Raw genomic sequence first — 14650 nt, 5'->3', positions numbered from 1 at the left:
TCGATGCCACTTACAAGGACTTCGAAGCGTCTTTTGGCGTGCTGCCTGAATTCATGAAGAGGGGAGCGGCAACCGCTCCCCTCTTTCCCCAGCTTTGTTTCCGCTGCTCGTGGTCACGCGCGATAGGAGCGGCAGGTTTTTCCTCCATGCCTGGCATCCGCCCGGATCGCTCAGCAGGTATCCCTTTCAATGTTTCGTTTGATAATTTACCAGTCGTTAGTGACGGCTCGGAGGTACCAAGTTGTCGCCCTTAGGCGCGCTTAGCACACGAGATATGTGGACTGCTGTCGCTCAGAGTCGCCGAGGTCCTGCATGGGTGTTAAAAGTCGTGCAATCGAACCTTGATAGATAATTATCATCAGACGTATTCGCTTTGCCGAGGGGGCTTCTTGACCTTTTACACGCCACATCAGGCGCAGTACTTCGCTCATTTCCTTACCCGCGAAGGTTTGGATGAGAAAGACGGCCTGACTCAATCGCTATCGTCGGCTCGTGTCGATCTGAATCCGCATCAGGTCGATGCCGCCATGTTTGCCCTGCGCTCGCCGCTGTCGAAGGGCGTTTTGCTGGCTGATGAGGTCGGTCTGGGCAAGACAATTGAGGCGGCGCTGGTGCTCAGCCAGCGGTGGTGGGAGCGCCAGCGGCAGCTACTGCTCATCGTCCCGGCCTCGCTCCGTAAGCAGTGGGCGACGGAGTTGCGCGAAAAATTTTCGCTGCCCTCGATCATTCTCGACGCCAAGCGCGTCAAAGACCTGAACAAGGCCGGAAAGCCCAATCCGCTGGGACGAGGTGAAGGCATAATCGTTCTCTCCTACGAATATGCGGCAGGGATTGCCGACCAGCTTCGTGGGATTGGATGGAACCTCATTGTCTTCGATGAGGCTCACAAGCTGCGCAACGTCTACCGAGCCGCCGAGACCTCACGGGCGGCTGTCCTCCGCGATGCACTTGCCGGTCGCCAGAAACTGCTGCTGACGGCAACACCGCTGCAAAACAACCTTATGGAACTCTATGGCCTAGTCACCATCATCGACGAGACCTACTTCGGTTCCGAGCAGGCTTTTCGCGCCGAGTTTGGCGGTCGAGAGGACCGCACCTCGCAGGCGTTGCTGGCCCGCCGTCTGGAGCCGATCTGCAAACGAACGCTGCGTCGTCAGGTTCAAAAGGCTGGCCTGATCAACTACACCAATCGTCTGGCAAGGACCTTCGACTTCACCCCTGACAAGTTGGAATCCGACCTCTACGAGCACATGTCGCACTACCTTCAGCGTGATGACACACTCGCGGTGGGGCAAAATGGCCGTCACCTCGTCACGTTGGTGTTACGCAAAATCCTTGGATCATCGTCCTTCGCGGTCGCCGCAACGCTGGACAAGATGGTTACCCGCCTAGAGCGAAAGCTATCCATCAACGAAGACGCGCTGGACGACATCGACGGGCTGGAAGAGACAGCCGATGAATGGCGGGAAGAGGGTCAGGCGATGGAAGCCGAGGCCCTACAGGATGACACCGACAACGCCGTTGAGGGAATCGATCCCAAGCACCTACAAAATGAGATCGATGAGCTGAAGCGTTACCGCGACCTCGCCGCGTCAATTCAGACAAACGCAAAGGGCAAAGCCCTCCTCGATAGCCTGCCAGGCGTTCTAAACGAGATCGTGGCCAAGGACGGCCTGCGCAAGGCCGTCATCTTCACGGAGTCCGTTCGCACCCAGACCTACCTACGCGAAATGCTGGAAGCCAAGGGGTTCCAAGGGCAGACCGTCGTCCTCAACGGCTCGAACTCCGACAGGGACAGCAACGCCGTATATAAGGCGTGGCTGGAGAAGCATCGCGGCACGGATGTCGTGTCAGGATCCAGGACGGCGGACATGAAGGCTGCCATCGTCGATGCTTTTAGGAACGACCGCACCATCCTCATCGCCACGGAGTCGGGAGCCGAGGGCATCAACCTTCAGTTTTGTTCCCTGCTCATCAACTATGACCTGCCTTGGAACCCCCAACGGATCGAGCAGCGGATCGGTCGCTGCCACCGCTACGGCCAGAAGATCGACGTGACCGTCATCAACTTCATGAACCGCAAGAATCAGGCGGAAGCGCGGATCGTTCAACTGCTCGATCAGAAGTTCAAGCTGTTTGAAGGCGTGTTCGGCTCCTCCGACGAGGTGCTGGGTGCAATCGAATCCGGCGTCGATATAGAGCGGCGCATCCTCGACATCGTTCAATCGTGCCGCAACAACGAGGAGATCAACGTCGCGTTCGACGCGCTGCAAAATGAGTTCGCGTTTGAGATCGACGAGGCCAAGGCAGCGGCTCGCAACAAACTGCTGGCCGAGATGGACGACAAGGTCATCGCCCGGCTACACTTTCGTAAGGATTCTATCTCCTCGTCGCTCGACGAGTTCAAACGCGCCCTGCTCAACCTCGCGCGCGCAGAACTGCCGGAGGCGCGGTTCCATCCCGATCACGTCGAGCGTTTCGATTACTCCGGCGACACATACTCGACGGAGTGGCCAGAGGCCGATGGGCGCGGTTGGCAATTCTTTCGTCTGGCCGATGAAGGGCTGGCCGATCAACTGGTGTCACGCGCTACCCAGCGCGATCTTCAAACCGCCGAGATCAGATTCGACTATTCTGCCTACGACGGTAATCTCGGTGACGTCGCACCGCTACGGGGCAACGGCGGCTGGATGAGGGTCGCCCGGCTCAAGCTCGCGACGCCTGCCCGAACCTTCGATGAACTGATCTGCGCCGCATTTGCGGATGACGGCGGGCAGGTCCACCCGGAAACCGTGGCACGCATCCTGACGGTGCCCGCTACTGTCGTAAGTGAGGTCCCAAGCGCCGCGCCGGAGATTGAACTCACCAAGGTTTTGGACGATAGCAAGACGGAGATCGTCGGGCGGGCGCAACAGCGGCTAGGTGAGTTCCTGAACGAGGAGGAAGAGCGACTCGACAATTGGCGTGACGATGCCCGCATCTCCTACGATCAACAGATCAAGGCTTTGACCAAGGAAGCCAACGAAAAAAAGAAACTCGCCCGCGCCGTCCAGAATCTTCAGGAGAAGGTCGAGTTGCAACGGGAAGCAGCGGCGCTCAAAAGGCGGGCCGACGATCTCCAGCACCAGCTTTACACGCGGCTGAAGGAGATCGACGAGGAACGCGAGCGGATGCTCGACGAGATCGCGGACAAGCTGAGCCTTACGCCCGAGATGACAACCCTGTTTACTATCCGATGGAGCCTCGCCTGATGGCCACGAAGACCAAGCTCGAACTGACTTGGATCGGCAAGGAAAATCGGCCTCGACTGGAGCCGCGCATCCTTATCGAAGACGAAACTTTGTCGCATCATGCTACTAAGCGTCGCGAGGGCGATTAATTCGAAAATGTCCTGATTCGAGGCGACAATCTACTCGCGCTGAAGGCTTTGGAGGCAGGTTATCTGGGTTGTGTGAAGTGCGCCTATATCGACCCACCTTTCAATACGGGTCAGGCGTTTACCCACTATAACGATGGGATCGAGCATTCACTGTGGTTATCTCTGCTTCGAGACCGCATCAACGTTATCCACCGGCTACTGTCGGACGATGGAAGCATATGGCTACATCTGGACGACGTTGAAGTTCACCGCGCACGGTGCATCCTCGATGAAATTTTTGGCGCGACTAACTTCGTTGCTACTGTTGTTTGGGAGAAGGCAGACAGCCCTCGAATGGATGCTCGCCTTTTTTCGACACGACACGATTACATTCTGGTGTACGCCCGAGACATCGAAGCATTCGAGGTCAATCAAATTCGCTCAGAAGGCGGAGACCTGCCCTCACACTACAACAAAGTTGATGAGGCCGGGCGGCCCTACTATTTAAAGCCGCTAAGAGCTATGGGGGCCGACGGCACTCGTGAGGCCCGCCCTACTCTCTATTTTTCTCTTACCGCGCCCGACGGAACGAAAGTTTACCCGAAGAATCCTGACGGCAGCGATAGCCGTTGGCGTTGGGGGGTGCAGCGCGTTGAGCAGGACATGAATCGCATAGAATGGGTGACTGGTCGGAATGGTTGGTCTGCCTACTTCCGAGTCTATGCGGATCAGAATGAGTCACGACCTCCCGAAACTATCTGGACCCATACCGAAACGGGCAGCAATCGGACGTCTAAGGCGGAAGCTAAAGCTCTCGCGGGGAAGGAAAAGGCGTTCGACACACCCAAGCCAGAGAAGCTTCTGAAACGTGTGATAGAGATAGCCACGGCTAAGGGCGACATTGTCCTGGACTCCTTCGGCGGCTCGGGCACGACGGGCGCCGTCGCACATAAACTGGGCCGCCGCTGGATCATGGTGGAACTCGGCGTTCACTGTGAAACGCACATTGTCCCCCGGCTAAAGAAGGTTATCGACGGCAAAGACCCCAGCGGCATCACCGAGGCGGTCGGCTGGAAGGGCGGAGGCGGTTATCGCTACTTCAGGCTGGCCCCCTCGCTTCTGGAAAAAGACCAGTTCGGCCAATGGGTAATCTCCAAAGCCTACAATCCCGCGATGTTGGCTGAGGCTATGTGCAAGCATTTCGGCTTCACGTATGCGCCCTCGACAGAGCACTATTGGATGCACGGCTATTCGTCGGAGACAGACTTTATCTACGTCACGACGAATAGCCTGACGCATGATCAGCTTCGCGCCGTTTCTGACGAGGTAGGGCAGGATCGCACCCTGCTGATCTGCTGCAAGGCATTCCAGAGCGTGAATCTCGACAGCCTCGCCAACCTGACCATCCGCAAAATACCGGGCGCCATTCTTGACCGCTGCGAGTGGGGCAAGGACGACTACTCGCTGAAAATCGAGGCCCTGCCACTGATCGACGACGATCAGGAGATTGACACGGCACCAGCCCGAAAGTCGTCGTTGCCGTCCGGCCAGCCGACTTTGTTCGACGATGACAAGGAGGTCGAGGCTTGAGCGTCTCGCCCATCGATCCCAAACGCGCCCTTACGCAAATCAACCAACGGCTGTCGCTGCGGAAGCCCCAGACCGAAGCTCTGCGGCGACTGGCCGACATCGTAGATCTGGTCGCGCCGTCAAAGGACACCGAGGTCGAAGCCGCCCGCGAGGCGATCCGCGCGGCATATGGCAATCTGGAGGACGCTGATTTCGAGGACTTCGAGCGCGACTTTCCCAGCATCTGCTTCGCGCTCGCAACCGGCGTCGGCAAGACCCGGCTGATGGGGGCCTTCATCAGCTATCTGTTCATGATCGGCAAGAGCCGGAACTTCTTCGTTCTGGCGCCCAACCTCACCATCTATGAAAAGCTGTTGGCCGACTTTCAGCCGTCCAGCCCGAAATATGTTTTCAAGGGCGTGGAAGCGTTCGCACATAATCCACCCCTGATCGTTAACGCCGAGAACTACGAGGAAGGGCGCGGCGTTCGCGGAACCGATTTCTTCGGTCAAGAAGGCGCGATCATCAATATTTTCAACATCTCGAAGATCAACGCTGACACGACCAGTTCAGCGAGAAAGGGCCAACTCCCCCGGATCAAGAGACTTCAGGAGTACATCGGCGAGAGCTATTTCGCCTATCTCGCGGGTCTGCCCGACCTCGTGTTGTTGATGGACGAGGCTCACCGCTATCGCGGCTCGGCGGGCGCAAAGGCCATCACCGAACTGAAACCGATCCTCGGGTTGGAGGTGACGGCCACACCCAAAAGTATTGGCAGCAGTTCGGCGGCCTTCAAGAACGTGGTCTATCGTTACGACCTGCCGAGCGCGATGGAAGAAGGCTATGTGAAGGAGCCTGCGGTCGGCACCCGGGCCAACTTCGACCCCAGATCAGTGGATGAAGATGTGCTGGAGCGGATAAAGCTCGAAGACGGCATCCACTACCACGAGCACGTCAAAGTCGGGCTCCAGACCTACTCAAAGCAGCACGAGATGCGGACGGTTCACCCCTTCATGCTCGTGGTGACGCAGGACACAGAACACGCTCGGAAGGTCCGCGAGTTCGTTGAGTCCGACAATTTTTTTGAAGGTCGCTATCGAGGCCGTGTCGCTGAAATCCACTCGAAGCTGACCGGCGAGGAAAGTGACGAGAACGCACAGCGCCTATTGAATATCGAGCACGGGACCGACACGGACATCGTCATCCATGTGAACAAGCTGAAGGAGGGGTGGGACGTTTCAAACCTCTTCACCATCGTTCCCCTTCGGGCTTCGGCGTCCGACATCCTGACCGAGCAGACGCTCGGCAGAGGCTTGCGCCTGCCCTATGGCAAAAGGACCGGCGTCGAAGCGGTCGATACGCTGACGGTGATCGCTCACGACCGCTTCAACGATCTTATCGAGCGAGCGAGGACAGCTGACGGTGTCATCCACAAGCTGAAGCAGGTCAGGATCGGGGAAGGCGGTGACATTTCGGCGGCCAAGCCGGTCATGGTCGAGGCCCCCTCCATCATCCAGCAGATGCTCGAGCAGGTCGCCCGGACTCCTAACACCGTGAATGAGTTCGCACCGGAATCAACACCAGGGGGCATGTCAGAGCCGCCAGCACCGGCTTTTACGTTCAAAAAGCCCGAGGAAGTGGCGTTGGCGCAGACTGTGCTTACTGACGTTCTTCCGTCAATCAAATCGGAAGTCACGACCATTCAGCAATTGCAGGACGAGAAGGTCGTTAAGCGCATCGTCGCCGACGCGATGGCCATTCAGCGTTCCAAGGAGGGACCGTTCTCTAACCTGACGCCCGAGCGTGCTGAGGCAGTGGTCACGGAGTTCTGCGCTGCCTACGTGGCTCGAACCATTGCCATCCCGAGCCTGACGGTTACCCCACAAGAACAGGTCTCTTTCGGCTTCCGCTCCTTCATACTCGATGTCGGCAGTTGGAACTATCAGCCCCTTTCGCGGGAACTCCTCGTACAGGTGCTGAGGACGGAGAAGCAGACCGTTATTAGCGGCGACGAAGGCGGCGACCGGCCCGCGCGGCTTGAAGACTATCTTGTCGCCAAGCTGATCGACTTTGACGAGATCGACTACGATGCCCACGCTGAACTTCTCTATGATCTGGCTGGACAGGTCGTGGGACGACTCCGATCTTACTTGAAGGACGACGAGGAGGTGCGGAACGTCCTTCAAGGCCGAGGCAAGGAAATGGCCACCGCCGTGCTGGCTCAAATGCGCCAGCATATGTGGCGAACGCAGACGACATATCGCGTCTCCTTACATGCACCGTTCGGTGAACTGAAGCCGCAGGCATTCGATGGATCGGGCAAGGACGCGATTCGCGACTTCCGAACGCCTCCAGAACGGCTCAGCGAGATCAAGCGGTTTATTTTCACGGGCTTCCAGCGCGGCTGCTACTGGCAGGCCAAATTCGATTCCGATACAGAGCGCAAGCTGGCTGTTCTCTTGGAACGCGACTCGTCTGTCGAGCGATGGATGAAGCCGGGTCCAAATCAGTTCAAGATCTTCGACTCGGAAGGACACGCATACCAGCCCGATTTCGTAGTGGAGACCAAAACGGAAAAGCTGATCCTCGAAACGAAACGCCGGTCAGACATGAACGATGCCGATGTTCGCCGGAAAGCGCGTGCGGCGGCGCTGTGGTGCATGATCGCCACCGAGCATCACTCGAAAGCTCACAATACCAAGCCCTGGCGCTATGTGCTGGCGCCGGATGACGCCATTGACCTCAACACGACTCTGCCGGGTCTGCTGTCAGCGTACACGCAAGTTGCCGACACGGAACTAAGGGCACAGTTTAAACTCACTTTGAATTTCCAGCTACTGAGGCTCTCGGCTGAAGTTACTGTTGGCAGGTGGATAGAAGCCATCGAACGGTTCTTTACGCCGATCTGGCGGACGGAGCCATGCTAGCGCACCACTAATGGGATGGCAGCTGAGTTTCACACTCAGGCTCCCTACCGATGCAAAGTGGCTCCAAAGCAATACACTGGTAATGCAGATGTCCGCGAGAGTGCGGGCACTGGGCCCCGCGCTTGGACCGGTCCTCACGCCGCCATGGGTGACTGCAGATTGGTATAGTGGCAAAGCCGGGAGCCAGCTCCGAAAGCCTGTATTCCATGCGGGCAAACTTTGTCGGGCGTCACAACAGCTTGGACTCAGGTACGAGCGAAAACAACGGCTTGCTGGCCTGCAACGACAATCTCTTGGACCATTGTCGCCACAACAAGCTGGACTCATTCTGCCGAGCGCCACAAAAAGTTGGACTCATGCGTGCGCCTGTAGCCCTTATGACCAGAGGCGATCTCGAGGCATAGGGCGAGATCGTCAAAAATCAGTCGCCGCGAGCGACCTTTGGCTACCTCAGGCTTGGAATAGAACCGTCGAGGCGACCAGCTTTGCGTATGCTATGGGTCTCAGCCGCACACGCCAGTGCCGAGTCGTAGATGACATCTATGAAGAACAAGCGTCGGGTTCACCGCCATCGACAACGTCCGCGTTCGGGACGGGCGAAGCTAAGGGGTAGACCAATACCAGGCGCGTTCCCATTCGGCAGTTATGGGGCCGAATGCCGCCCTCGCTGGCGGGGTCGCCCTAATTGCAGACGTAGCCGTACGCCGGGTGAAAGGGCGCGCACATGAATCCGCAAACAGCGACACGCACCTGTTGGCTTGTGCAGCGCTGCTCCGGTGCAAAGGGCATAGGGTTCGGGCCCCAGCAGCCGCACTGCTGCATCGGATAGCCGGACGGCATCCCAAGCTCCACTGAGGTCTCCTGAATGCCGTCGCCCGGGATCAACGATCCAGTCGCGGGACCCATTGGTGAGATGCACCAACAAGGCGTACCGACAGGAGCCGATCCCGAGACTTGGCAGGTGCCCATCCAACTGCTGCACATACTAGAACTGTTCGCATCGCTAAAGGGTGATACGGGCTTGTTGATCTCCGTTTCATCCCCTGTGGCATCGAACGTTCGAGTTGCGGACCAAGCCATGTATCTGGTTTCGGCCTCATAGGCTTCCCGCTCTACGTCACCGTGGCTGCGCAAATAGCGCTTCGCAAAATCTCCGATGCCCCAATTCTGATACTGAATCACATGAGTGAGTTCATGTACCCAAAGTACTGGGTTGTAGAGAGCGTCCTGCTGGTTCTTGAAGATTATGACATAGTCAAGGGTGATGGCCTTAGCTTCCCCATAGCGGATAGAATTGACCTGCAGACTGAGGTCGCCACCGCCGCCCACGCGAAATCGGGCAATGTCGAGTATATTGTCAGGAATGAACCCGCTGACATTATTGCGGATGTTGGCTGGTATAGGCTCGACTCCGTTTGCCAGTGCGTCGTCACGTGATCTCGCAATCATCTCTTGTAGTACAGGAGCACCGGTCTGGACGAGCGTCTCATTCACTGTTTGAGATACGCCCTCTTCGATGGCTTTGTACGGCGGCACCTTTTCCTTGACTTGCCGGTGCGCGTCGTCAAGGGCTTCTCCAGCCCCACATCCGCCGCATATCCCCTCAATGGCGTCACCAAGCAGACCACCGGAATGCGCTGGCACCAGTGCTGAAGAAAAAAAGAACCCGGCAAGAAGAGTATGGGCGAGTCTGTTCATGGTAGCGTCACGTGAATGGCCAAGCGATCCACCAGTAGTCGAAGCAGGCCGGAGTCCCCCTCGACATCGGCCGCAAAATACACTTTTTTCGAGATTTTGCCAATCCAACGACCGCTTTCCGGCTGGAGTTTGTGACAGCGGGGCCAAAGACGACCTGCGGGGCCACGGCCTTCGGTACGGGAGGCAAATGGCAAAAGTTGGAGAAGAAGGCATACGAAATTACACAAAACTTCGAGATACTTTGTGAGCGGGAGCCGACGATAAATAAGGACGGCACAACGAAATACGATGCCACCTGGATTGGAATCGGGACCAATCTCGGAGCCTATACGATTCCGATGCATATGGACCAATTGTACAACAACGACCTCCCGTCAGAGGCCACTGCAAAGATCGCGTCCCTTGAAGGCCACCTGCAGTCGGCCAAAAACGAAATCGGCACCCTCTCCAACGACTACACCACCAGAACCAAGCAAATTACCCGGCTGAACATAAGAAATCACAAAGTGATGACGGGCGAGCATAAATCCGGGAGGCGAGTTTAACTTTTATCACTGTGATACGGACATCAACATGATTAAGGCCAACCTCTGCAAAGACGCTCATTTGACTGAGGTAACGCCTGCGATGGGCCGGGACGGCGACAAATGCGGATACCAGTCTTATGTGGTTTCCTGCGTATACCTCGGGGCCGCGACGCCGTGATTTCATATGCTGGCCGGCTCGGCCGGCCGGGACATGGCCGACGAGCCGTGCGCACGCCCGACCTCAACCTAACGCCCGCCATCTTGTCCGGCGGCTAGGTCAGCCCGCGACAAGCATGTCTACGAAGACGTGCTTCAGCCGGATGTCATGCGTCCCGTTCTGGGTTAGTCGGCCGTCGAGGACGGCGAGCGACGCAGAGTGGGGCGTGCTGGGCGCCAGGGCCGCCGCGTTGCCATAGACTCTGCGGAGGCGGTCGTCGATGAAGCTCACAACGTCGCCCACCGGCAGCGCGAGCACGTAGCCCAGCATGAACCCCCACTCGTGGCCGGCAGCATACTGGCCGCTCACGAAGCGGTTGACACCCTTCGCGACATAGCTGCCGTTGAGCGTGGCGTCGCCGGCCCGTACTCGTTTGCATTCGACCGCTACATAGGCATCCTCATCACCGAACTGATGAAGGAACTGCAGGGTAACGTCGATGCGGCCGAGGATCGCCGGATCAGTAGTCGACATGTCCTCGAGCTCGTGCTCGCCGCGGATTTGCAGGTTGGTGAAGCCGAGCGCCTTCTTCACTCGCCGCATTGCCTTCCGCACGATCATGGTCGTGGGGACTTCGAGCATTCCCGGGGTGACATCGACCCGAGCCGCGTCGGCGCCGTGGCAAACGAGATCGAGCACGGTGGCGATCTGATCGTCGGACAACGCGAATGCGGGGCTGCCGTAGGGGACGTCAGGCGCGAGCAACGGCATCCCGCCTCCGCAGCCAGTGGTCGGCGAGAATCACGTCCGCGTCATTCAGTCCGGCGGTCCGCGTCCAGTAGCGGCCCTCCGTCGGCTTGAGGATGAAAAGGTCCCTTTCGCCATAAAGACGAAGTTGCCGGCGCTCGTTCAAATACGGCGGAGCATCAGTGTCGAAGCGGCCGCGCAGCATGGCGACGAGCGTGCCGAGATCGGAGGGGTCGCCGGCGCGCACCACGGGCTGTCCGTCGGGTCGGCCCGGCGCCATTACGAATCGAACCGCGGTCACGCCGGGAATGTCAGCCGACCAGTCATCCTGAGTGAGGCGCTTTTGGTAAATCACCGCTTCGAGATGCCGTTCGCCGCGGGCGCGCAGATAAGCGTTCACCGTTAACGTGACCTGCTGGGCGTAACCGCGCAGGGCGTCCTCCCCCGGCGCAACGGTGAGGCCGGCGCGTTCTTTGCGGTTTTCGAAGATGAGATAGCGCGCACGGTCGACGCTATCGGCCGAGACAACGCGTTCCTCCGGCTCCAGCTCATAGAGGTCGAACACCGCCTCATCGAGCGCGACCAGGCGCTCGGCATCGTCGGGCATCGCGGCCGCAGCGTTCTCAGCGTAAATGAGCGCGTCGAGCTGCTGGCGGCTAATCTTGTGCAGCGGTGGTACTCGCAAGGAGAGCAGGTCGTGCGGCTCAACGGTCGGGCGCTCCAAGCCCCAAGTCGGGCCGCCGAGCGCGAACTGGAAGGCGGTGAGACTGGAGTTCAGGATCCCTGACAATGCGAACGCGTAAGCAGGGTCGGCGTCGCGGAACGATACGCCGTAGAAATTTTGGGTGTAGAGAACATCTCCCTCCTGCACCGCCGCGCTGTAGCGGCCGCGCTCGGCGCCCGAGTTGTTGCCGACCTTCGAGCATAGCAGGAGCGGGCCGCGGAAGATCCCCTCACGCCGGGGACGGTGCAACGTATTGTGTTCGAAGCGCGGGAGCGCTTCCTCCTGAAGGCGGAACGGTGTGAAGGCGTCGGGCGTGACGACCCGCAGCCGGCGGTAGCGCTCGGGCGGGGTGTTTGCATCGCCCTGCACCTGGAAGCCTTGGCCGCGGTGATCGGCTTCCCCGCGACCAAGCGCGTCCAGAACAGCCCCGAGGGTTGGGAAGTCTCGTTCAAGTTTTTCGATAAGCCAGCCGTCGCGAACCGTCCCGAAAGTAGCAGCCTTCAAGAACGGCGGGATAGCGAGAACTCGGTCGAGCGGGACCGAGCGGATCTCGCCTGGACCGACGTGGAAGACGCCGGTGCGCCGGAAATCGGGGGTCCAAGGGACGGAGCCGACGAGGACTCGCCCGCCATCCGGCGCGAGGACGCACCGGGAGAAGAACAGCAGGGCCGGGCCTACGGCATCCGGGAAAAGCTCCTCCCGCCGGAGATAGGAAAGGTTGATCAACGCGACGGGAGCCAGTCGCTTCAGCAGCGCGGTTCTGGCCTCGACCGCGTGGACGTCCTTCGAAAAGAAAGGCGTGGCCTTCATGATCATGCCGATCCGCCCGGCCTCGCCTGCGAGTTTCGCCGCAAGGTTGAGAAACGCCTGATCGGGGCTTCGGCGCGGCCGAAGCGTCGCACGGTCGCCCTTGGCGCGCTTGGGCGAAGTGCCGCGCTGCCCGACGAAGGTCCAGGGCGGGTTACCGAAGACGGCGTCGAACGGCTCAGACGCGAGCGCTTCGGGAAGCGGCTCGGCCAGGGAGTCCGCCTCGAAGAGGGTTTCCCCGATGAGGTGGTGGAATTTGAGGTCCTTGATGTCGCTGACCGGCTCTTCATCCAGTTCGAGGGCGGCGAGATAGAGGCTGAATGCCGCGATCCCGAGCGCAGACTTGTTGATGTCCACGCCGAAGAGCTGGCGGTAAAGGACGTCGCGGACGAGCTTGCGGGCGGCGGGCTTTCCGCCGCTCGCCCGCCAGACCAGCCGCCGGAACGCCTCGACTAGGAAGGCGCCGGAGCCGCACGCCGGATCGATCACGCGCGCCTTGGCCGGCAGAGCCTCGAAGACCGGATCGAGCGTCAGGTGGACGAGCTCTACCGGCGTATAATGCAGCCCTTGCGAGGCTGCTTCATCCGCGGCGCTCGACCGCGCGAATTGCTGGTAGATTGAGCTTATGAGGTCGACGGGGATCGCGTTGAAGCGGAACCGGAACAGTCGCCCCTGGCCTTTACGGTCAGGGATCAGGCTTCGGCCTTCGATGAAATCGCGCAGATAGGACAGGTGATCGGGCGTGAGATGCTCGCGCTCGGCACCGGGATCGTCCATCGGAAAAAGGTCGCCGTTGAACGTCGAGCGCAGCCAGTCAAAAAGCTGAAAGGCGCTGTCGGCCGTGGCGAACATCGCGCTGAGGTCGTCAGGCAGGTGCGGCGGCAGGAACTGCTGCGCCACGCCGCGATCAAGCAGATACCAGGTGAAGATGCACCGGCCGATCAAGCGCTGAGCCAAATCGCGCGCCAGCGCTCGCGTGTGGGGGCGGCCATCGTCAGGCGTGAGATCGATCAGATGTTGTTCCAGCGCGCTGATTTCGGCCAGCAGCTCCCGGTCGACGCGGTGACGCCGACTGATCTTGGCGCCTATGGCACTCGACCAGAAGGCGCCTGTTTCGGTTGCTAGGCGACCGCAGGCAGCATCAAGCGCCTGCAGACTCTCGGCAGAATCGAGGACATACCGTCCCAGGATCGGCGGCGTCGTGGCATCTCCGCTGCCGTCGAGCGGCGAGGCATAGCAGTCGTAGAGTCGTACATCGGTCGGTGTAACGATCCACAGCAGCGGCGCAACGCCGATGTTCCACGCCGCTTCGTGCCAGAACCGGATGTCGGCTTCGTCAGGCGTCTGACTGCCGGCATCCTTGAAGATGCTCGTTGGTGTGCTCTGGGCTGAGAATACCGCGTCTGCCTTCAAGCCGACTCGGTCGTCCTCAAGAACATTGCGCAGCTTCGCTGCCGCCGCGTCGCCGGCGAGGGTCAGTCCCGCGGCGGGCCGGCGGTTCGGGCCGAGATAGCCCGTCGCCTGCAGAACTTTCTCGAAGGCGGCGCTTCTCACCCGAACCTCCGCGATCGGTCCGCCTTCACTTGGCGGGTCGGGCGCGCCGGCCGGCGGGAGCCTTGGCCAACCGCCGTGGTGGGAAAAAGGTCGAGCTGTCCGGCCGCACCAGTAGGCTTCGGCAGAGCGAAACGCTTGGAGATGACTGCGAGGTCCAGGTTAAGGAGGACGATGAGGGCGTCCTGATGCAGCGGGTCAGTGCCGGTGTCATCGACGAGGACCCACTCGTCGCCGCCGTATAACGCGATAATCCTGTCCCAGATCGCGCTGTACGACCTGTCGTGCGGTCCCCGCCGCAGACTAGCGAAGAAGGGGCGGTGTGCCTGGAGCTGGAGACTGAATCGATTGCGCAACGTTATCGCAATCCGGAGCAGCAGGATGATCTGCCAGCTATACTGGGCGGCAGAGCCTTGGCTTTTCGGCGGTACATGGGCCGGGATCAACGCGCGCCGGCTCGCCCACTCACGGACGGTCGAGGCCGAAAGGCCCGTCAATAGCACCGCCTGGCGAGTGGCAACAGGCCGCATCATCCCCCCAAGCGTTCGAGTCGACCCGATTCTCCTCCGAGTTTGGGTATCAGAC

9 protein-coding genes are annotated in these 14650 nt (G+C 59.6%); 5 read left to right on the top strand and 4 right to left on the bottom strand.

The window, feature by feature from the left end:
• Positions 1-389 precede the first annotated feature (389 nt).
• From ACWTU7_RS12880 to ACWTU7_RS12865, 4 genes are read left to right on the top strand one after another with little or no spacing between them, the layout of a single operon-like run.
• The gene (locus tag ACWTU7_RS12880; RefSeq protein ID WP_455838805.1) at positions 390-3251 is read left to right on the top strand and encodes an SNF2-related protein; all 2862 of its coding nucleotides are present in this window, start codon (positions 390-392) and stop codon (positions 3249-3251) included.
• On the top strand, positions 3251-3379 hold the full coding sequence (locus tag ACWTU7_RS12875) for a hypothetical protein (RefSeq protein ID WP_455838804.1): 129 nt from the start codon (positions 3251-3253) through the stop codon (positions 3377-3379). The genes ACWTU7_RS12880 and ACWTU7_RS12875 overlap by 1 nt, the downstream gene beginning before the upstream one ends.
• A gap of 48 nt (positions 3380-3427) precedes the next feature.
• Entirely contained in the window at positions 3428-4948 is a 1521-nt protein-coding gene (locus ACWTU7_RS12870; protein ID WP_455846522.1) for a site-specific DNA-methyltransferase, read from the top strand.
• The gene (locus tag ACWTU7_RS12865) at positions 4945-7854 is read left to right on the top strand and encodes a DEAD/DEAH box helicase family protein (protein ID WP_455838802.1); all 2910 of its coding nucleotides are present in this window, start codon (positions 4945-4947) and stop codon (positions 7852-7854) included. The genes ACWTU7_RS12870 and ACWTU7_RS12865 overlap by 4 nt, the downstream gene beginning before the upstream one ends.
• Positions 7855-8535: 681 nt before the next feature.
• Here ACWTU7_RS12865 and ACWTU7_RS12860 read toward each other — a convergent pair.
• Positions 8536-9552, bottom strand: a complete 1017-nt coding sequence (locus ACWTU7_RS12860; protein WP_455838801.1) for an eCIS core domain-containing protein — start codon at positions 9550-9552, stop codon at positions 8536-8538.
• Between the two features lie 197 nt (positions 9553-9749).
• Between ACWTU7_RS12860 and ACWTU7_RS12855 the strand changes: the two genes are divergently transcribed.
• Positions 9750-10097 carry a hypothetical protein gene (locus ACWTU7_RS12855; protein ID WP_455838800.1) on the top strand — a complete coding sequence of 116 codons (348 nt, stop codon included), beginning with the start codon at positions 9750-9752 and terminating at the stop codon, positions 10095-10097.
• A gap of 259 nt (positions 10098-10356) precedes the next feature.
• Here the strand turns inward: ACWTU7_RS12855 and ACWTU7_RS12850 are convergent, their stop codons facing one another.
• The 3 genes from ACWTU7_RS12850 to ACWTU7_RS12840 are packed head-to-tail and all read right to left on the bottom strand — an operon-like array spanning position 10357 to position 14568.
• On the bottom strand, positions 10357-11007 hold the full coding sequence (locus ACWTU7_RS12850) for a hypothetical protein (RefSeq protein WP_455838799.1): 651 nt from the start codon (positions 11005-11007) through the stop codon (positions 10357-10359).
• The gene (locus tag ACWTU7_RS12845; RefSeq protein WP_455838798.1) at positions 10988-14068 is read right to left on the bottom strand and encodes an N-6 DNA methylase; all 3081 of its coding nucleotides are present in this window, start codon (positions 14066-14068) and stop codon (positions 10988-10990) included. Before ACWTU7_RS12845 ends, ACWTU7_RS12850 begins: the two co-directional genes overlap by 20 nt.
• Positions 14065-14568: a hypothetical protein gene (locus tag ACWTU7_RS12840; RefSeq protein ID WP_455838868.1), complete on the bottom strand. Its 504-nt coding sequence runs from the start codon at positions 14566-14568 to the stop codon at positions 14065-14067. The genes ACWTU7_RS12845 and ACWTU7_RS12840 overlap by 4 nt, the downstream gene beginning before the upstream one ends.
• Positions 14569-14650: the final 82 nt, after the last annotated feature.

Source organism: Mesorhizobium sp. BHscii (assembly GCF_053848065.1).
Note: the sequence above shows the minus strand (reverse complement) of the source record. Positions and strands in the feature narration are given on the sequence as shown.

Coding starts and splice junctions, on each gene's coding strand:
- ACWTU7_RS12850 (WP_455838799.1), bottom strand. CDS start 11,007: ATGCCGTTGCTCGCGCCTGACGTCCCCTACGGCAGCCCCGCATTCGCG.
- ACWTU7_RS12860 (WP_455838801.1), bottom strand. CDS start 9,552: ATGAACAGACTCGCCCATACTCTTCTTGCCGGGTTCTTTTTTTCTTCA.
- ACWTU7_RS12875 (WP_455838804.1), top strand. CDS start 3,251: ATGGCCACGAAGACCAAGCTCGAACTGACTTGGATCGGCAAGGAAAAT.